Origin of the sequence: Seminibacterium arietis (assembly GCF_042675725.1) — a bacterium.
GTDB lineage: Bacteria > Pseudomonadota > Gammaproteobacteria > Enterobacterales > Pasteurellaceae > Seminibacterium > Seminibacterium arietis.
The window spans coordinates 1-20,028 of record NZ_JBHTJN010000009.1; the positions used below are offsets into that span (position 1 = coordinate 1).

General features: G+C 34.8%; 18 protein-coding genes and 2 pseudogenes. 2 read left to right on the plus strand and 18 right to left on the minus strand.

Going from position 1 to position 20,028, the window contains the following annotated elements; translation table 11 throughout:
* Window positions 1-300 precede the first annotated feature (300 nt).
* The 7 genes and pseudogenes from ACFQ02_RS03930 to ACFQ02_RS03960 form a co-directional block, all read right to left on the minus strand.
* Window positions 301-2,255, minus strand: a pseudogene (locus ACFQ02_RS03930) (LTA synthase family protein).
* A gap of 225 nt (window positions 2,256-2,480) precedes the next feature.
* A complete protein-coding gene (gene artM / locus ACFQ02_RS03935; protein ID WP_380819602.1) occupies window positions 2,481-3,164 on the minus strand; it encodes an arginine ABC transporter permease ArtM in 684 nt (227 codons plus the stop codon).
* Window positions 3,161-3,838, minus strand: a complete 678-nt coding sequence (gene artQ, locus ACFQ02_RS03940; RefSeq protein WP_380819605.1) for an arginine ABC transporter permease ArtQ — start codon at window positions 3,836-3,838, stop codon at window positions 3,161-3,163. The genes artM and artQ overlap by 4 nt, the downstream gene beginning before the upstream one ends.
* 5 nt (window positions 3,839-3,843) lie before the next feature.
* Entirely contained in the window at window positions 3,844-4,569 is a 726-nt protein-coding gene (locus ACFQ02_RS03945) for a transporter substrate-binding domain-containing protein (protein WP_380819607.1), read from the minus strand.
* Between the two features lie 9 nt (window positions 4,570-4,578).
* Window positions 4,579-5,316 carry an arginine ABC transporter ATP-binding protein ArtP gene (gene artP, locus ACFQ02_RS03950; protein WP_380819610.1) on the minus strand — a complete coding sequence of 246 codons (738 nt, stop codon included), beginning with the start codon at window positions 5,314-5,316 and terminating at the stop codon, window positions 4,579-4,581.
* Between the two features lie 177 nt (window positions 5,317-5,493).
* Window positions 5,494-6,903: a multicopper oxidase domain-containing protein gene (locus tag ACFQ02_RS03955; protein WP_380819612.1), complete on the minus strand. Its 1,410-nt coding sequence runs from the start codon at window positions 6,901-6,903 to the stop codon at window positions 5,494-5,496.
* 17 nt (window positions 6,904-6,920) lie between these two features.
* Window positions 6,921-7,649, minus strand: a complete 729-nt coding sequence (locus ACFQ02_RS03960) for a 1-acylglycerol-3-phosphate O-acyltransferase (protein ID WP_380819615.1) — start codon at window positions 7,647-7,649, stop codon at window positions 6,921-6,923.
* Window positions 7,650-7,751: 102 nt separating this feature from the next.
* Between ACFQ02_RS03960 and lpxH the strand changes: the two genes are divergently transcribed.
* Entirely contained in the window at window positions 7,752-8,459 is a 708-nt protein-coding gene (gene lpxH, locus ACFQ02_RS03965; protein ID WP_380820163.1) for a UDP-2,3-diacylglucosamine diphosphatase, read from the plus strand.
* Window positions 8,460-8,517: 58 nt separating this feature from the next.
* Here the strand turns inward: lpxH and ybgE are convergent.
* From ybgE to ACFQ02_RS03985, 4 genes and pseudogenes are all read right to left on the minus strand, one after another.
* Window positions 8,518-8,801, minus strand: a pseudogene (ybgE, locus tag ACFQ02_RS03970) (cyd operon protein YbgE).
* A gap of 4 nt (window positions 8,802-8,805) precedes the next feature.
* Complete coding sequence (locus ACFQ02_RS03975; RefSeq protein ID WP_078218325.1) at window positions 8,806-8,904, minus strand: cytochrome bd oxidase small subunit, CydX/CbdX family; 99 nt, start codon at window positions 8,902-8,904, stop codon at window positions 8,806-8,808.
* A gap of 11 nt (window positions 8,905-8,915) precedes the next feature.
* On the minus strand, window positions 8,916-10,052 hold the full coding sequence (cydB, locus tag ACFQ02_RS03980) for a cytochrome d ubiquinol oxidase subunit II (RefSeq protein ID WP_380819621.1): 1,137 nt from the start codon (window positions 10,050-10,052) through the stop codon (window positions 8,916-8,918).
* A gap of 14 nt (window positions 10,053-10,066) precedes the next feature.
* Window positions 10,067-11,632 (minus strand): cytochrome ubiquinol oxidase subunit I, encoded by a 1,566-nt coding sequence (locus ACFQ02_RS03985; protein WP_380819624.1) that lies wholly within the window; start codon window positions 11,630-11,632, stop codon window positions 10,067-10,069.
* Between the two features lie 453 nt (window positions 11,633-12,085).
* Here ACFQ02_RS03985 and ACFQ02_RS03990 point away from each other — a divergent pair, with 453 nt between their 5' ends.
* Complete coding sequence (locus tag ACFQ02_RS03990; RefSeq protein ID WP_380820166.1) at window positions 12,086-12,403, plus strand: DUF5339 domain-containing protein; 318 nt, start codon at window positions 12,086-12,088, stop codon at window positions 12,401-12,403.
* A gap of 205 nt (window positions 12,404-12,608) precedes the next feature.
* On the opposite strand, the gene ACFQ02_RS03995 is transcribed toward ACFQ02_RS03990, so the two are convergent.
* The 7 genes from ACFQ02_RS03995 to ACFQ02_RS04025 form a co-directional block, all read right to left on the minus strand.
* Window positions 12,609-14,141, minus strand: coding sequence for a pyridoxal phosphate-dependent decarboxylase family protein (locus tag ACFQ02_RS03995; RefSeq protein ID WP_380819627.1), 1,533 nt, complete (start codon window positions 14,139-14,141; stop codon window positions 12,609-12,611).
* Window positions 14,142-14,228: 87 nt separating this feature from the next.
* Window positions 14,229-15,593, minus strand: coding sequence for a diaminobutyrate--2-oxoglutarate transaminase (locus ACFQ02_RS04000; RefSeq protein ID WP_380819630.1), 1,365 nt, complete (start codon window positions 15,591-15,593; stop codon window positions 14,229-14,231).
* Window positions 15,594-15,956: 363 nt separating this feature from the next.
* A complete protein-coding gene (gene rpoH / locus ACFQ02_RS04005) occupies window positions 15,957-16,802 on the minus strand; it encodes an RNA polymerase sigma factor RpoH (RefSeq protein WP_380819632.1) in 846 nt (281 codons plus the stop codon).
* Between the two features lie 201 nt (window positions 16,803-17,003).
* The gene (tadA, locus tag ACFQ02_RS04010) at window positions 17,004-17,468 is read right to left on the minus strand and encodes a tRNA adenosine(34) deaminase TadA (RefSeq protein WP_380820168.1); all 465 of its coding nucleotides are present in this window, start codon (window positions 17,466-17,468) and stop codon (window positions 17,004-17,006) included.
* An 84-nt stretch (window positions 17,469-17,552) separates the two neighbouring features.
* Window positions 17,553-18,404 (minus strand): thymidylate synthase, encoded by an 852-nt coding sequence (locus ACFQ02_RS04015; protein WP_380819635.1) that lies wholly within the window; start codon window positions 18,402-18,404, stop codon window positions 17,553-17,555.
* A 14-nt stretch (window positions 18,405-18,418) separates the two neighbouring features.
* Complete coding sequence (gene lgt / locus ACFQ02_RS04020) at window positions 18,419-19,228, minus strand: prolipoprotein diacylglyceryl transferase (RefSeq protein WP_380819638.1); 810 nt, start codon at window positions 19,226-19,228, stop codon at window positions 18,419-18,421.
* A gap of 8 nt (window positions 19,229-19,236) precedes the next feature.
* Window positions 19,237-20,028 (minus strand): sulfite exporter TauE/SafE family protein, encoded by a 792-nt coding sequence (locus tag ACFQ02_RS04025; RefSeq protein ID WP_380819640.1) that lies wholly within the window; start codon window positions 20,026-20,028, stop codon window positions 19,237-19,239.

The following is a 20,028-nucleotide window of genomic DNA, read 5'->3' on the forward strand; positions in this document are numbered from 1 at the left end:
AATTCAATATATCAATATACAAAAAAACAAATCTCCAAAGTGCCCACACAGATTGTCTATCAGTTGTTAAAGAACAAAAAAACGACACGGTCATCTACTTACAACGCCGTGTCGTTGTGTGCCCCCCCATTATAGTCAATTCTTAATCCTATGCAACTACTTTTTTACTTTTTTCCAAAAAAAATTACCAATTGACCAAAATAACATCAAAATAACTATTTCATTACCATTTTATGACCATCCCTCTCACTGCATAAAAATCTACACAAAGAACAGAATTCTCTCAAAACTGACCGCTCTTTATTTTGTGGTTGGCTGATTTGCTTCTAACTTGTGTAATTTATATTTATAAGCATAGCTTCCCCATAAGGAATAAGCTAAGGCTTGGCGTTTTATTTCATCGGGAATACTCGCTTTAATCAATTTACCTGATGAATAATCATAACGGAATTCTTGAATTGGCTTACCTTGTTGTAAGACTGCAACTTGATCATTACGCATATAAGCCAGAGTTTTATCAAACTGCATTAATGCCCGATTTGGATCGGCTGATTTTGTTAAATCGTAACCCAACATAGGATTATTGCTATCTACTCCAATAAGAGAGAGTAAAGTTGTTGGCATATCTATCTGACTGACTAAACGAGGATCTCGACGAGGTATAATATCAGCACCTAAAATTAATGCAGGAATGTGGAAATGCTTAATTGGTACTAGCACATCACCATAAACTCTAGAATCATGATCTGCAATAATTAAAAATATGGTATCTTTCCAGTAATCTGCTTGCTTTGCGAGTTTAAAAAAATGACCTAACGCATAATCAGCATACTTTGCTGCGTTATTTCGGGTTTGTTTAGGTTGTTCATATAAATCAATTTTTCCATCTGGAAATTCAAAAGGATCATGGTTACTCGAGCTAAACACTAAGCTAAAAAATGGCTGACCATTTCGATGTAACTGAGTAAAACGCTGATGAGCTTTATCGAACAAATCTTCATCACTCACTCCCCAAGTTGCAGTAAATTTCGGGTCAACGTAGTCTTTTTCATCAATTATTTGTTGAAAACCGTTACCATAAAAAAACTCGCCATATTATCAAAATGTTTTTCTCCACCATAAATAAAAGAAGTGTGATAACCTCGTTGCCCTAATAGCTGTGCAATAGTAAAAAAACCTGATTGACTACCACTCAACTTTACAATAGATCTTGCTGGAGTAGGGGGAAAACCCGCTGTCACAGCTTCAATCCCACGAACAGAACGTGTTCCTGTGGCGTATAAATTTTCAAATAACCAACCTTCTTGTGTTAGCTGGTCAAAATTTGGTGAAATCGGTAAACCACCTAAGACATTGATAAATTGAGCACCTAGACTCTCTTCTAAAATGATTACAAGATTTTTTGGTTTTCCTTGATAAGTTGCGTCATTTTTTGTCAACATAGGCAGTTTAGTAGATATATAGTCAGACTCTGGACGATTTATCGCTTTTTTCAATACTGTTACTACTTCTTCTAATGGCATTTTACCGTAAAGCTCCGCTGCATTTTCCTCATCTTTCATTTGTTGTGCTGCAAATAATAGCGAATATCCTGAATTTAATACTAAAGAATTAACTAAAGGATCTGAAGAAAAAGCAACCATCGAGGGATTAATACCTCTATGCTGAAAAGAACCTCTAGCACCAATAAAAGCAGTTGCCGCAACTACAATAAATAACATTGCTCGCCACTGCCATTTAGGATAATAAAGATTTTTACTTACATGTGTCGCTAATTTCCAAAATAAAATAGCAAAAAGTGCGGTGAGAATTACTGTAAAAGTTAATGCAATTAAATGTCCATTCAATAACATAGTAAAAACTTCTTTTGGACTAACGAGATATTCAATGAATAAACGATTTGGGCGAAAATCATAAGTTTCAATAAAGGCTGGTGTAGCAAGTTCCATAAATACAATGAAAGTACTACCAAAAGTTAGCCAAAGTCTAACAAATCTATTAGCTAACTTACCTAGCGGGTTTTCACTAGCAAAAACACAACTCACAATAATCGCAATAGAATACAACCAGCAAAGTGATGAAATATCAATTCTAATGCTTTGCAAAAAGAGAGTTTGCCATCCATCAACAGCATTAATGCGTTCAAATTGCCACAACGACAGACCTATTCGACTTAGAGATAAAATAACTAAATTGAGGATAAAAAAATACAAAATTGGATAAAGTGGACCAGCAAATTTTTTTGGAAACGACATATTAAAATTTCCTTAGGTAATAGTAACAAAAAGAAACTAAATTACAGTTAGTAACAATTCTTATTTCCAACGAATTTGTTTTGCTACACCGTTATATACGAATGGTCCGATTTCTTAACTTCTTTAATAAAAATATTTCAATATAATTTAAAAAGCGTAAAAATAAAAAATAGGCTTTGCCACTACAGCAAAGCCTATTCATTAATGTTATACGGTCTAACAACATCATAGCCTGTTTTTGTCTAAACGTTCAAAGCACAAAACCCGATTTTCTAATTTACGCAATAATAATGTCGCAATACCAGTAATTACAAGATAGATTACTCCAGCAATACCATAAATAGTCAATGCATCATATTCTGTCCCATAAAGCTGTCGTGCGTAACCCATAATATCCAAAAGTGTTATTGTAGAAGCAAGAGATGTACCTTTAAACACTAATATAATTTCATTGCTATAAGATGGTAATGCTCGTTTTAAAGCGTAGGGAATTAATATTTTAAGTGTTTGCCAACAACTTAATCCTAAAGCTGCACAGCTTTCCCATTGTCCTTTTGGAATCGCCTTAACTGCACCATGAAATAATTGAGTAGAGTAAGCCGCACTATTTAATGCTAAAGTCAACATTGCACAGAACCATGCATTCGATAATAATGACCACAACGGACCACTCACAATCCATTGAAATTGACCTGGCCCATAATAAATCAAGAAGAATTGCACTAATAACGGAGTACCAGTAAAACAAATAAGGAAAATATTTACCGCACTTTTTGCAATTTTATTATCCATAGATAACACAAAAGTCAGGAAAACCGCTAAAACAAAAGCAATTATTAAAGATACAAATGTCAGTACTAAGCTAGTGGGAATACCTTGTGCTATAGTCACAAAATAATCTGAAATCATAATTTTGCCTCCCTGCGTTCAAAATGCGTAAAACGTAATTCTAGTTTACGAATCACAAACTGACTAATAAGCGTAATCGCTAGATACAGTAAAGCAGCTATCCCATACCATGTAAAAGGTTGATGTGTCTGCGTATTAATTAGTTCTGTTTGACGCATTAAATCATCTACACCAATCAATGACACTAGTGCGGTGTCCTTTAGTAAAACAAGCCATTGATTACTCAAACCTGGTAAGGCATGTCGCCACACTTGAGGCATAATAATATTAAAAAAAGTGTAACCACGACTTAAACCGAGTGCAGCTCCTGATTCCCATTGTCCTAAAGGAATTGCTTGAATAGCACCTCTCAAGGACTGTGAAGCATAAGATGCAAAAATAATTGAAAGTGCAATTACACCACATGTAAATGGTCCCAGTTCTGCATAATTACCAGTAATAATTTCAAATATTTCGGGTACACCAAAATAAATGAGGAATACAACTAAAATTTCAGGTAATCCCCGTAACAACGCCACAATCAAGGCAGTAGGTTTGCTGATACTCTGCCATTTCGATTTTTCCATCACAACAAAAATGACAGACAAAATCAGCCCTAAAAATAGAGAACAAACCGCTAACCCAACGGTCATTAAGGTTGCGGTTTTAATTAAAGGGAGATAGTCAAAAAACATTTTGATTATTTAGCCATCCATTTATCATAAATTTTTTGATACTCACCATTTGCTTTAATAGCAGACAGTCCTTTATTCAATTGCTCAACTAAAGCCGTGTTAGATTTTTTCACAGCGATACCTAATCCATTACCAAAATAACGTTTATCTGTCACATTATCGCCAATGAAAGATAATTCTGGATTTTTATCTAACATATCTTTCAATACAGGAGTGTCTCCAAAGATCAAATCGATTCTACCATTTTTCAAGTCAAGAATCGCATCTTGAAGACTTGCGTAAGATTTTTTCTGATATTTTCCTAATTCATTATTAGCATATTGTTGATAAGTTGTTCCATTTTGTACACCAATTACTTTAGCAGTATTTAAATCTTTTTTACCTTTTACGCCAATAAAACTTGCTGAACTATCGTAATAAGAGTCAGTAAACGCTACTTGTTTTGCTCGAGCATCTGTAATATCAATACCTGAAATAGCCGCATCAAAACCTCCGCGACCTTTTATTAAGCTTGGAATTAACGCATCAAAAGCTTGCGATTTATAAGAACAAGTCGCATTAATTTCTTTACAAATCGCATTTGCAATATCCACATCAAATCCAATAATTTGTCCTTTTTCATTAGTTAATTCAAAAGGAGGGTAACTCGGTTCCATTGCAAAAGTAATCTCTTGTGCATTCACGGCGAAGGTAGTACTAGCCAAGATTGTTGCTAATAATAATTTTTTCATATTTGCTCCTTAATGAGAATGATATAAATATTGTTTAAATTGCTCAGTTTGTGGTTTATCAAAAGAAGTAAAGTCACCCTTTTCTATAATCCGACCTTGCTCCATATAAACAACTTTAGTTGCTACTTTTTTTGCCACTGCCACTTCATGTGTAACAATAACTTGTATAATACCTGTTTCTTTTAATTCTTGAATAATTGAAACAATTTGAGCGGTAATTTCAGGATCTAACGCTGCTGTTGGTTCATCGAACAACAATACTTGTGGCTTCATCATTAATGCTCTTGCAATCGCCACACGTTGCTGCTGACCACCAAATAAATGCAGCGGGAAACGATCCTCAAAATCGGCTAAACGTAAACGTTGTAGCAATTCAAGAGCTTGTTGCACAGCACTTTGTTTATCTAGACCTAAAATTTTAACTGGTGCTTCAATTAAATTTTCAAGAACAGTTAAGTGTGGCCATAAGTTATATTGTTGAAAAACCATACCAACATCTTGACGCAATCTACGCATTTGCTTTGGATTCGCTGTTGCGACAGACAAGTCAAATTTATTATTTGCAATGATTAATTCACCAGATTTAGGTACTTCTAGTAAATTTAAAGTACGAATAAGCGTACTTTTTCCTGCTCCACTGGGACCCAATAAAACTAAGACGTCGCCATCTTCTGCTGTTAAATTTATATCAAACAAAGCTTGCGTGGTTCCGTAAAAATAATTTAAGTTTTTAACACTAATAGTCATATTTAAAGTAATCTTGTTTGTTAAAGTGAAATAATATTACATTTTTATGCATAAATATGCAATAAGAAATTTGCATAAATTAAAATCTATGTATCGTATTCACCAAGAAATAGAAAAATTAATATAGTAAATAAAATTGTATTTTCTAACCGCACTTTTAAATACAGAATGTGCTTTTTATTGAACAACAATTAAGCCGATACAGCCTTTATCTGCTAACATTAAATCAGAAGAGCCAAAAAAGAATGGACGATTATTTGAAGATGTATGATCAAATTTAATTAGAATCTGTGCTTTCTTTTTAAATAACAAAGTATCTTTCCATGCAATTTCTTGAACTGTGAGAGCTTGATCATCAATATTTTCAATGATAAATTTTGCTCCCTGAATTCTGAATCCAACAAGCGAAGAAGATGTTAATGTCCAACGTTCTACAGTACCCTTGTTTGGATTAGCGTCAATCCTATGTGGATCAAAACGTTTATTGTTTATTGATGCACTATCTATATCTATGTGAAACTGTCTCTCTCGTGCTACAGGCATTTTTAACATATCAACAGCATCAGTATTAAATTGCCAGCGTGGTTTATTATCAAAGGCTGCAAGCAATCCTTGCGGACGTAATTCAATGACAGTATTATTAACCAGCTGATCGCTGAAACTAAAAAACGAGGTCAATTTACTGAAAAAATTCTGTCTATCGCCAGCAATTAAGGTCGCATTCCCCCCCTTATTTAAATCAACTAATAACTCCAATCGCTCACTAGGTGCCAAAGTGACTTGTTGTACTGTTTTAGCTTCGGATAAAAATCCCTGATCTTGAGCAATAATCTGAAATTGTCTATCGTCATCAAATTTCAATTGATAAATTCGAGAAAGAGAAGCGTTCACTAAACGTAAACGCACCCATCCTCGAGGAACCTCAAAATAGGGAGACACTCGTCCATTGACATAAAGCTGACGACCAAAAAAGTGCGGTTGATTTTTATTAAATAATTGAACTCCCTCTGAATTAACTTCAAGGTCCTGTAAGATCAATGGAATATCATTTATACCATATTTTTCTGGTAATCCTGTTTTACGACTATTCTCATCTTCAATGATCCACATTCCCGCTAACCCGCGATACGTTTGATAAGCTGAAATCGCTGGAGTGCAAGCATGATACCAACAAGTTGCCGCTGGTTGATTAATCGGAACAATGGGAGACCAGCTTGTCTTTGGTAGTAGACAATGCTTTATCCCACCTAGTAGCTCGCCATTGGCTTGTAACCCTTGAATATTAATTGCCATTTTTTGCGATAAATTATTGCGATAATTTAATTTTGCAAACATACCTCGACGAATTTTAATTGTTGGTCCTAAATAATGCCCATTGAATCCCCAAACCTCCGTATGATTTCCATGCATTAACTGCTGTTGTACGGAATCCATGACTAAAAATAAAGGAGTACCACGACTAATATTAACTAAAGGTGGAATATAAAGTAGTTGTCGTTCAGTTGCTAAAGCTGTACTTGGCAAAGCAGAAAAAGCACCTAGCACTAGCGTATCTTTTAAAAACTGTCTCCGAGAATAGTCTTTCATTTTGTTAATATCTAAAATTAGATTTGAGGTTGTCTTGCAATTTCATCATCAAGTTGATTAATACGTTCGCTCATAATTCGTCGGCAATATTCTGCTAATTCACGTACATTTTCTTTTGAATAGCTTGAAGTGTCTACAGGTGGTAACATTTCACAAATTACTTTACCATTTTTCCAGCGATTTAAATCAATTTGATTGTGCGTTGTTGAACAAACAACTGGCACAATGGGTACACCAGCAGAAACAGCAGCATAAAATGCACCTGTTTTAAATGGTAATAATCCCCTTCCTCGACTACGAGTTCCTTCAGGAAACATCCAAATTGATAGATTATCTGAGTTAATTCTATTTGCCAGCTCCGTCATTGTACCGTGTGCTTTAGTGCGATTTTCGCGATCTAAGAAAATATTACCTGTTACCCAGTACAAAATACCAAAAAACGGAATCCAAATTAGACTTTTTTTCCCTACACTAACTGTACGTGGCATAACCATATAAGAAATAGTTACCATGTCATAATTATTTTGGTGATTACCAATATAAATACAACGTCCAATTTTATCTGCTTCTGCAGGGAAACGGTGCTCTACATCTAATCCAAACAGAGGATACAAACGACCAAACCAACGAGCAATTACGCCAACATTACTAGGATTTCTAAAGCGAATTAACGAATAAATTGTTCCTAAAATACAAATTAAAATACAACATAAGGAGACAATAATGACTCTACTAATTTTCAACATAATAAACACTCAAAAAAAATTTCTACAAGTATAACGAAAATCAATAAATAAGTGTAGAAAGAGATAAAAAAATGCTAATCTAAACAAAAACAAGTGAAAGATATTATGACTACTTATTTTATTGCTGATTTACATTTAGCTGAAGATAGACCGCACTTAACACAATTATTTGTGGATTTTATGCAACATAAAGCACCACAAGCAGAACAACTCTATATTTTAGGGGACTTATTTGACTTTTGGATTGGTGACGATGAAAATTCTCTTTTAATTGAGACAGTAAAGACACAAATTCGCAATCTAGTAAAACAAGGAGTACCTTGCTATTTCATTCATGGAAATCGAGATTTTCTAATCGGGAAAAAATTTGCTCAAGATTGCGGTCTGATTTTATTGCCGACTTATCATCTAATTGATTTATATGGACAAAAAACATTACTTTGTCATGGAGATACTCTTTGTACTGACGATGTCAATTACCAACGGTATCGAAAAAAGGTTCATCAGAAATGGAGACAATGGCTGTTTTTACACTTGCCACTAAAAATACGGTTAAAAATTGCAACAAAAATTAGAAAAAAAAGTAAGCAAGATAAATTACAAAAAACTAATGAAATTATGGATGTGACACCTAAAACAGTATTACAAATCTTTCAACAATTTAATGTAAATCAAATAATCCATGGACATACTCATAGACAAAATATTCACAAAATCCCACCGCACTTTACTCGAATTGTTTTGGGTGATTGGGGAGATGACGCTTCTATTTTGGCAGTATCACCCCAAGAAATAAAATTCATTAAATAGAAAATATGACAAAACCGCACGATCACAAAAGTGCGGTTTTATTTTTTAACATTTTTACTCATCTAGCAATCTGGTCAATCAATAATGTAATTACAGTCACATATGCCCAAATAGGATTAAATAATGTTTTCCAAAAAATATGACGAATATCCAAACCAATGCCATGAATCCATAAAATTACTGTACTCCAAATTAACAGCCTCACCCAATAGGCGAAGCTACCCTTAATTGAGATGAAAAATTGTTAATATTTAAAAAGAAGCACAGAGTAAGGATAAGTGCAACAATGAATGAAAGGGTTCTATATGAACCCTTATTAAATAGTTGATACAACAAATTCATTGACTTACTCGTCAAGTTTTCCTGTTTTTTCAAGTCCAATTGTAACAATCGCACTTAACATTACGGCAAACAGCACACCCACGACCCATAACACATAAAACATAATTTATCTCCTTAGTACAATGAGTTGTTGTTATTCTCAATGAAATTGCTGTCAAGACGACCAAACATTTTCACATATGACCAAATAGTATAAGACAATAAGATCACTACGAATATTAGAGCGAAACCTAGCATCAGAGTTAATGTCCATTCGCTTGAGGTTGCATCCCACATTAATAAACTCATTTCAGGATGTGTTATTGATGGCATAACAAATGGAAACATTGCTACACCACAAGTTAAAATAATTCCTGCCATAGTTAATGATGAGAATAAAAATGCCCAACCACAGCGATTTGATTTTGAAGCAACGATATTAAGCAATGCTCCAACAACAGCTAACACTGGGAAGATAAATAAAATTGGGGCATTAAAGTAGTTGTTAAACCATGCTCCCGTTTGCAATACTACTTCTTTACCTAATGGTGATGTTGGTGCATTGTGGTCAATAACGCTTGTTACAACAAAGCCATCAATAAAGTATAACCATACCCCAGCGAGTACAAATGTAATCAAAGTGGCTAGTGCACCAACTTGAGTAATATTTCTTGCTCTCTCACGCAATTCTGCTGTAGTTTTCAATTGCAACCATGCAGCACCTTGTGTAGTAAGCATAAACAAACTTATCAAACCACAGAGCAACGCAAACGGATTCAATAATGCAAAAAATGAACCTGTATAAGTGACTTGCATAATATCATTAAAGTGGAATGGTACACCTTGTAATAAGTTACCGAATGCAACACCAAATACTAATGACGGTACAAAACCACCAACAAATAGTCCCCAATCCCAAGCAGTACGCCATTTCGGATTATCGATCTTAGCACGATATTCCAACCCTACTGGACGGAAGAAAAGTGCGGCTAAAACCAAAATCATAGCAATGTAAAAACCTGAGAATGATGTAGCGTAAACTACAGGCCATGCAGCAAACATTGCACCTCCCGCAGTAAGCAACCAAACTTGGTTTCCATCCCAATGTGGGGCGATAGAGTTGATCATAATGCGTTTTTCTACTTCTTTTTTACCAGCCAAAGGTAATAGAGTTAATACGCCCATATCAAAACCATCAGTGACTGCAAATCCGATAAGCAATACACCAACTAAGACCCACCAAATAAAACGTAGAAATTCATAATCAATCATAGTTAGGCTCCTACTTATCTCGCTGACTGCTCAAAATAATAGCGTCCTGTTTTCAATGAACTTGGACCTAGACGGCTATACTTGAACATTAAATACATTTCCGCAATTAAGAATACTGTATAAAGTGCACAAATTAAGATAATAGATAACCAAAGATCACCTGCTCCTAAATTAGATGCAGCAACGCCCACTGGTAATGTATCGTAAATTGCCCATGGCTGACGTCCATATTCTGCTAAGAACCAGCCACTTTCTGCAGCAATCCACGGAAGTGGAATACCCCATAATAAAAGTTTTAGCAATAAAGGACTACGCCCCACTGTTTTACGAATATTTTGTACAAACGCAGCAATCATTAAGAGTAAAACCAATCCACCAGCAATCATCATTATACGGAATGACCAAAATGTCGGACCTACGTTTGGAATAGTATCTGCAGCAGCCTGTTTTATTTGAGCATCGGTAGCATCAACAACCTTATCAGTATAACGTTTCAATAAAAGACCAAAACCAAGATCCTTTCTAACGGCATTAAATTGAGCTTTTGTTTCTTCTTTTACTTGACCAAGCTCTTTTTTCTCTGCTCTTAACTGTTGGAGTAAATAGTATGCCACCATACCGTTACGTACACGATCTTCATTTACTTTTTGCAAATCATTCACACCTGCAAAAGTTTTATCTAATGAGCGAGTTACGATAATCCCCGCAGCATATGGAATTTGTAAAGCAAAATCATTACGTTTTTCTGCCTCATTAGTTACAACAATTGCATTCCAACTTGCTGGAGCTGGCTGAGTATGCCATTCACCTTCCATCGCAGCCAATTTTACTGGTTGAGTTTGACCAATTTCATATCCTGATTCATCACCCATAATTAATACGGAAACTGTTGCAATGATGCCAAACACAGAAGCAATAGAAAATGAACGTTTAGCAAACCCAATATCACGACCTTTCAGAATATAGTATGAACTAATACCTAGTACAAATAACGAACCTACAACATAGCCCGCAGATAATGTATGTAAAAATTTACTTTGAGCTACTGGATTTAACCATAATTCTAAGAAACTGGTCATTTCCATACGCATAGTTTCGAAGTTGAATTCTGACCCTACTGGATATTGCATCCAACCATTTGCAACTAAAATCCACATTGCAGACAGGTTTGAACCAAACGCAACACAATACGTAGTCAATAAGTGCTTACCTTTTGATAAGCGATCCCAACCAAAGAAGAATAATCCTACAAAGGTTGATTCTAGGAAGAATGCTAATAATGCTTCAACAGCGAGTGGTGCACCAAAAATATCTCCCACATAATGAGAATAATATGACCAGTTTGTACCAAACTGAAATTCCATTGTAATACCTGTGGTAACTCCTAAAGCGAAGTTAATACCAAATAATTTACCCCAGAACTTAGTCATATCCTTGTAAACTTCTTTACCCGTCGCCACATACATGGTTTCCATTATCACAAGGATAAAACTTAAACCTAAGGTCAGTGGTACGAACAAAAAGTGATATAATGCAGTTAACGCAAACTGCAATCGAGAGAGTTCAACAACATCTAACATCTCATCAACTCCTTGCAATGCACAAGTTCTTAATCAAATGATTACCAAGTAATCACCCCATTCTAAAGGCTTTTCCTTTAGTTAAAATACCGAGTTATCTTGACAACTATTGCTAATGTTATTTAAAAATTAATGCAAATTGTATAGCAACGAATCAATCGTTATATAGATAACTCGACTACCTATATTCTACTACTAAAAGTACGGATAAAAAATAGCAAAAATGTTACACAGATCACATTTTTAGATCTAAATCAAAACAAATCAAAATCAATATATTTACATTCATTGATCTAAATCAAATTACATAAATCATTAACATTTAAATAACATTTCAATTAAGCAATTTATTAAATAAATAAAAAACAAACGAAAAGAACTAGACTTTTAAATCATTTTTTGATAATTTCCGATAGGATTGTTTTTAGATTGAAAAATGGAATGAATTATATGATGAGAAAAAATATTCGCTCAATATTGACCGCTCTTTTTATTTTTACTATATCTTATAGTTCGTTATCATTAGCTGAACAACAACCAAAAAATGAACCAAAAGCAGTGTCATTCATTCCTGAACAATGTAAAAAACTCTTTGAAGAAACAGAAAATTTAATTGCTGAAGCAGAAAAGCAGCCTGGTACACACGTACAACTAAGAAAAATAAAAAGTAAGCTCAACCAAAGTAAGCAAAAGATCCTAGAAATGGAACTAGAAACTCAAATAAAGAGTTGTGATATTGGTTTAACAAAATTAAGCTTAAGACAACAATAGTAAATTTATAAAGACCGTAACTACTCGTTGATCTTTGTTATTATCGTTTTTTATTAACAAAGTAAACTCTACTTAAATATTGACTTTCCTCAACATCTAATTAGCAACGTGATTTCAAATCAATATCTTTTCAATAAAAAAACCGCACTTTAGTTTTAGTTAAAGTGCGGTCACTTTTTCGAATTATCTTAAAAAAGATAAAGATCTAATCAATTACTATTTGGTAATTTCCTTCAACTACAGCACCTTTAATTCGATGAGCTTCACTGATTACTTGATTTAATAGAACTTTAACATTATCTAAAGTTGCAATTGGACTCAATGTGGTCATTTTTAAAGCTTGTATTCCGTTAACTTTAGTCACTCCAATATTTGCCTCACCACAAGCAAATAATTCATCCGCTACATGCTGATTTAAGTTATCAATGAATTCTACTGGATAATTTGTTGGCACGACACGAAATAGCACTGAAGCAAATTGTGGCTCAACTAGAAGCTCTAATTCATCATTTTCTTTAATATAATCAGCTACTTCACGAGTCAATTTAATTCCGTGATCGATCATTGAACCATATAATTCCTCACCTAACGCTTCTACTGTAAGCCATAGTTTTAGAGCATCAAAACGACGAGTAGTTTGCAAAGATTTCGATACTAAATTTGGTACGCCATGTTCTTCATCATATTCAGAATTTAAATAATCTGCTTTATAATCAATAAAGCGGAAATTTTTTTCATCTTTTAACAAAAATGCACCACAAGAAATACTTTGAAAGAAATGTTTATGAAAATCTAAAGTAACAGAATCCACTAACTCTAAACCGTCAAGCCAATGGCGATATTCATTAGAAAGCAATAAAGCTCCACCCCAAGCAGCATCAACATGAACCCAAGCTTCGTACTGATCTGCTAACTTGCGAATATCTTTAAGTGAATCAATCGCTCCAGCATCTGTCGTGCCTGCTGTAGAAACAATACAAGCAATCAAATTTCCTTTAGCAGTCAATTCTGTCAACGTTTTTTGTAAAGCGACTATATCCATTTGAGCATTCGCATTACAAGGCACAGTAACTACTGACTGAAAGCCCATTCCCATCATTGCCATATTTTTTTGCACTGAAAAATGAGCATTTTCAGAACAAACTACTTTTACTTTTTTGATCGCATCTGCTGGGATTCCATCTTGCTGAACAGACCACTCTTTGCCTTCAACCGTTTTCCAGTTTTTAGCAATACAAGCATCTCGAGCTAATAATACTCCCATTAGATTAGACTGCGTACCACCTGAAGTAAACACGCCAGCTTGACCTGGTGCAAAACCAACTTTTTGTCGTAACCAGTCAATCAATTGCACTTCCATCAAAGAACCAGCTGGACTTTGATCCCAAGAATCCATAGATTGATTAGTTGCATTAATTAACACTTCTGCAATTTGGCTAGCAACCATCGTTGGGCAATGCAAATGAGCTAAAGAATGTGGGTGATGTACCTTCAAACTCTTGTTTAAAAATAATTCAATTAAACGCTGTAAAGACTTCTCTAGACCAATACCTTGTTTGGAAGGATTAAACGCAATTTCACTGCGTAGTTGTTTAATACTACCACCCGTGTACATTTTTTCATTTTTTAACCATTCTGCAACTGCATTTACTGCAGTTTGCATTAATGTTTTATAATCTGAAATAGATTGAGGATCACGGCATAATAACGCTTGTTGATGTTTAGCAAAATCTACCATATTGTTTCCTTTAATGAAATCGTTAAGTAAGAATACGTTAAACAAAAGTGCGGTAATTTTAACCGCACTTTCCAAAACAGCAATAAGTTAAGCTCGAATGGCTTTGACCGCTTCAGCGACAGATTTGCTGAAACGCTTGATCATCTCTTCACATTCTGTTTGAGTTATAATTAATGGACAAAGAATACGTACTACATTGCCACCACGTCCACCTCTCTCTAGTAATAATTTATTTTCAAAACAAGCTTTTTGAATTGCAGCAGCTAAATCACAATCAGCTGGATACGCACCAATTCGATCTTGAGGTTGACGTTCATCAACAATTTCAATACCAATCATCAGTCCACGACCACGAACATTACCAATACAAGGATAGGTTTCAGACAATTTTTTCAATTCTGTTTGTAAAAATTCACCACAAACTCGAGCATGTTCAGCCAAATTTTGTTCTTTCATCACTTTCAATGTAGCATAACCTGTAGCCATCGCCATTTGATTACCACGAAATGTCCCTGTGTGACCTGCTGGTTTCCACGCATCAAATTCTTTTTTAATTGCTAGCACGGCTAATGGCAAACTACCTCCTACTGCTTTTGACATTACTACTACATCAGGATCAATCCCTGCATGTTCAAATGCAAACATTTTACCTGAACGACAAAAACCAGCTTGAACTTCATCTAAAATTAAAATGATGCCATGTTTTCTTGTTACTTCACGTATTTTTTGCAACCATTTTACAGGAGCGGTCACTACTCCGCCCTCTCCTTGAATAGCTTCAAGAATCACTGCTGCAGGTTTAACAACACCGCTCTCTACATCTTCAATAAAGTTTTCAAAATAATAAGTTAAAGCGTCAACACCCGCTTCTCCACCTAGCCCTAATGGACAACGATATTCATGTGGATAAGGCATAAATTGCACACCAGCCATTAAATTTTGTACAGCATTTTTCGCATTTAAATTGCCAGTCATAGACAACGAACCATGGGTCATTCCATGATAACCACCAGAAAAAGAAATCACGTTACCACGTCCAGTATAAGTTTTCGCTAATTTAATGGCCGCTTCTGTGCCATCTGCCCCAGATGGACCACAAAACTGCAAGCAATACTGATCTTTAGGAAAAAATGACAATAATTCAGCAGTAAAAGCATCTTTTAACGGTGTTGTAATATCTAAAGTGTGTAGCGGTAGACCACTGTCTAAAACGTCTTTAATTGCTTGAATAACCGCAGGGTGATTATGTCCTAATGCTAATGTCCCCGCACCAGCCAAACAATCAAGATATTCATTACCTTCCACATCCGTTACCCAACAACCATGAGCTTTAGCAATAGCTAATGGTAACTTACGAGGATAACTACGAACATTGGATTCCATCTGATCCTGGCGAGTTAAGTAATAGGCATTTGTGGCTTGATTAATTGGATTTACAGGAGTATTTGTCATATCTTAAACGTACCTTCTATTAGAGGTTAAAAAAATAAGTCGGTGCCTTGCGGAAAGCCTAAGCTTTCTTATTTTAAAATAAGAGCCATGGGGCATTTGACTCGCTACTTATTAAAAAAAGCGTTGCAGCTTTTTTATTTCCTGGAATTGGAAAATCTGACTATCAGACGAACTGTCTGATAAGGTCGCACATAGTACACTTTTTTAGCAAAAAATAAAGTATTTTTTAAAATAATTTCACAAAAAATGCTCATACCCCAAAAGAATGCAACAAAAGTGCGGTGTGGCGTTTTACATTTTATGCAAAAAACAGAGGCAAACTTTATAAGTTCGCCCTATCAAAATATTTTAAATTAAAAGGAGTTAAAAATTCACTGCATTTTTTAATTTTTTCAAAGCACTGGCTTCTAGCTGTCTTACACGTTCTGCAGAAATATTGTATTTCACAGCTAAATCCTGCAAAGTAGCCTTATTTTCATCTAACCAGCGAGTTCTAATAATGTCTTGACTACGTTCATCAAGCCCTTCTAAAGCATAAGACAATTGCTCAACAGCTTGATTTTCAAAATTCTCATTTTCTAATTCAGCTGCAAAATTGGAAGACTTATCTTCTAAATATAAAGCGGGTGCATAAGTTTCGTCATCACTATCGTCAGGCAAATCAAAGCCAACGTCAGATCCTGTCATTCGGCTTTCCATTTCGATTACATCCTCTTTAGATACTCCCAACTCTTGAGCGACCATATCTACTTCATTTTCATTAAACCATCCTAAACGTTGTTTCGTTTTTCTTAAATTAAAAAACAATTTGCGTTGAGCTTTAGTAGTAGCAACTTTAACAATTCTCCAATTTCGCAACACATACTCATGAATTTCTGCTTTAATCCAATGCACAGCGAAAGATACTAAGCGTACACCTACCTCAGGATTGAAACGTTTTACTGCTTTCATCAAGCCAATATTACCTTCTTGAATTAAATCTGCTTGCGGTAAACCATAGCCCGAATAACCACGAGCTACATGAATCACGAAACGAAGATGAGATAAAATCAACTTTTTAGCTGCTTCCAAATCTTCTTGATAATACAAACGCTCCGTCAATTCCTTTTCTTCGTCAAGAGTTAGCATTGGATACTCATTCGCTGCACGAATATACCCCTCAAGACTACCTTGTGGAACCAACAACATAGTTTGTGTTTCTCTACTCATCGTTTTCCTTCTTAATTTAAATGGATTAACTGGATAGTTATAGCATAATTTCAGATAAGATCAACTGTTCTCAACAATCTATTCTATCTTCATGCAAACTTAGACATTAACAATTATAAAAAGTTCTTTACAATAAATTACTTTTCTATTACATATTCAATAAAAAGCGAAGTCTCTTTATTAGAAAGGACAATAATATTTCTAATAGGTTGATTTTTCTAGTTTCTTTTGCTCACGTCTTTTTCGAAAAAAATCGCTTAATTTTTGACCACACTCCTGAGCTAAAATACCACTTTCAATTTCAACCGTATGATTCATTTTATAATCATCAAAAAAATGGAAACGAGAGCCAACCGCACCTGTTTTATAATCTGCTGCCCCAAACACTAAACGTTTTATTCTACTATGTAAAATAGCACCCGCACACATTGTACAAGGCTCTAATGTTACGTATAGAGTTGTATTTAATAAACGATAATTTTTTATTTTTTGAGCAGCACGTCTTAAAGCAATAATTTCTGCATGAGCGGTTGGATCTGAATTAGTAATTGATAAATTCCAACCTTCTCCAAGAATATTACCTTTTTCATCAACTAATACCGCACCAACAGGGATTTCCCCTAATCGCTCTGCTTCATCAGCTAAAGACAAAGCTCGTTTCATCATTTTTTCATCAAAATCAAACCGCACTTTAAATGCCTTTTACGTCTTATCCTATACAGCAAATACTATCTTCTTAATTTTTACTCTTTATACAGAAAAAGGATATTTAATAGGTGAATGGCATTGGTAACCAACAACTTTAAAGTCATCTATTGTCACCCATGTTTCTAAATCTTCTAACGTTTTAATATCAGGATTAATTTCAAGTTTAGGCAAAGGTAATGGCTCTCGTTTTAACTGCACATCACGCATTAGCTCAAGTTGATCTTCGTAAATATGAGCATTAACAATTTTATGGAAAGCGTAACCAGGTTTTTTACCTGTGATTTGTGCCATCAAAGCCAAAAAAGTGAAAACTTGAATTTGATTGAAATTCAAACCGAGCGGAACATCACATGAACGCTGATAACTCGTTAAATAGAGCGTATCTCCTAATAGCGAGAATGTATGTGTATGCATACAAGGACGTAAACAACCTAACTCTGTTTCACCTGGATTAAAAAAAGTTATAATTTCACCACGATCATCAATACCATTAGTTAAATTATTCACTACTTTACGTAATTGATCAAATGTGTCGCCATTTGGTTTTCGCCAAGCTCGCCCTTGAACTCCATAAACTCGCCCCATATCATCAACACCTTTACGATGAGGATTATTCAACCAAGCAATGTTATCATTAGCATTAGCATCCCATGTCTTTGTGCCAAGTTTACGGAAATCCGCAGCATTATCATAGCCTCTTATATAGCCTAAAAATTCTGCAATAGCAGCTTTCCAATAACTTTTTCTGGTAGTAATTAATGGAAATTCATTATTAGCTACATTGTAAGTCAAATCTGCATTTACTACAGTGAGACATTTTTTACCAGTACGTTGATTTGCAACCCATGTACCTTGTTCAATAATTCGCTGACATAAATCTAAATATTGATGCATTTGTTACTCTCTTTTTATATAACTTTTTTAACCGCACTTCGACTATATGCATACAACATAATAATTATACCGATAACAATCATCGGTATAGACAAAATTTGCCCCATAGAAATGTGCTGCCCCAAAAACAGTCCCAGTTGTGGATCGGGTTCACGGAAGTATTCAACGATAAAGCGGAAAAATCCGTAACAAACTAAAAACAGCCCCGCAACAGATCCTGTTGGACGTGGTTTGTTAATAAACAAATTTAAAATAATAAATAATACCAATCCTTCCAGAAAGGATTCATAAAGCTGAGAAGGATGACGAGGTAAATAACCACCAGATGGAAACAACACAGCCCAAGAGACATCCGTTACTCGTCCCCATAATTCATCATTGATAAAATTACCAATCCGCCCGATGCCCAAGCCAAATGGAATAAGAGGAGCTACAAAATCGGCTGTTGCCCAAAAACTACGTTTCTGCAATTTAGCAGTAATCAACATAGATAAAATTACTCCAATTAAGCCTCCATGAAAAGACATACCACCTTCCCATACTCGAAATAAATAGCTGGGTTCTTGCAAAAAAGAATCAAATTGATAAAAGAATACATAACCTATTCTTCCACCTAAAAAAACGCCTAAAAAACCATTAAACAATAAATTATCAACTTGTTCGACTGACCAACCACTTTGTGGTTTATTCGCACGGCGAACCGCAAGCCAACGAGCGAAAATAAAACCTAATAAATACATCAGTCCATACCAACGCAAACTAATAGGTCCTAATGAAAAAATGACAGGGTCAAACTGCGGAAAAGTAATAAATTCAGTCTGCATAGTTATCCTTATTTAAGAAACATATCAATAGCAATCGCAATGAGTAATAATGAAAATGCCTTTTTTAATGTTTTTACAGGCAACTTCGTCGTAAGTGTAGCACCGATTTTTGAAGTAAAAAATGAAGTCAAAGTGATACCAAATAATGCAGGAAGATAAACATAGCCAATTGAAAAATCAGGCATATTTTTAGCATTCCAACCACCAATGATAAAACTTAACATACCAGATAAACCCAGTAACATGCCACAAAGTGCAGAGGAGCCTATCGCCTTTTTCATTTCAATACCACGAGAATTTAAGAAAGGGACAATAAAACCACCGCCACCGATACCAGCAGCACTTGAAGCAATACCAATCAAAATACCACCAATTACGGCGGAAAGTGCGGTCAATTTTTTTAGAGTTTCTTTAGGCTTTATAGACAACGCCATTTTAATGGCTAAATAAATAACTAAACAAGCAAAAATTTTACTAGAAACAGTTTTATCTAATTGCCCAATAAATAAACCTGAAATGAACGTGGTTAACATAATAACAGGGGCTAATAATTTAATTTCACGCCACATAACATTACCAAGCTTATGGTGTCGTTGTGCTGAAGAAAATCCAGTAACAACAATAGTAGCGAAAGAAGTTCCCAGAGCCACAGACATCAATAAATGATCAGGTATGCCAACCATCGGTAAAATATACACTAGTGTTGGAACAATAATCATCCCTCCGCCAATACCAAATAAACCAGCTAAAAATCCTGCAATACAACCTAATGCTAAACAGACAAAGAAAAAACTCATCAT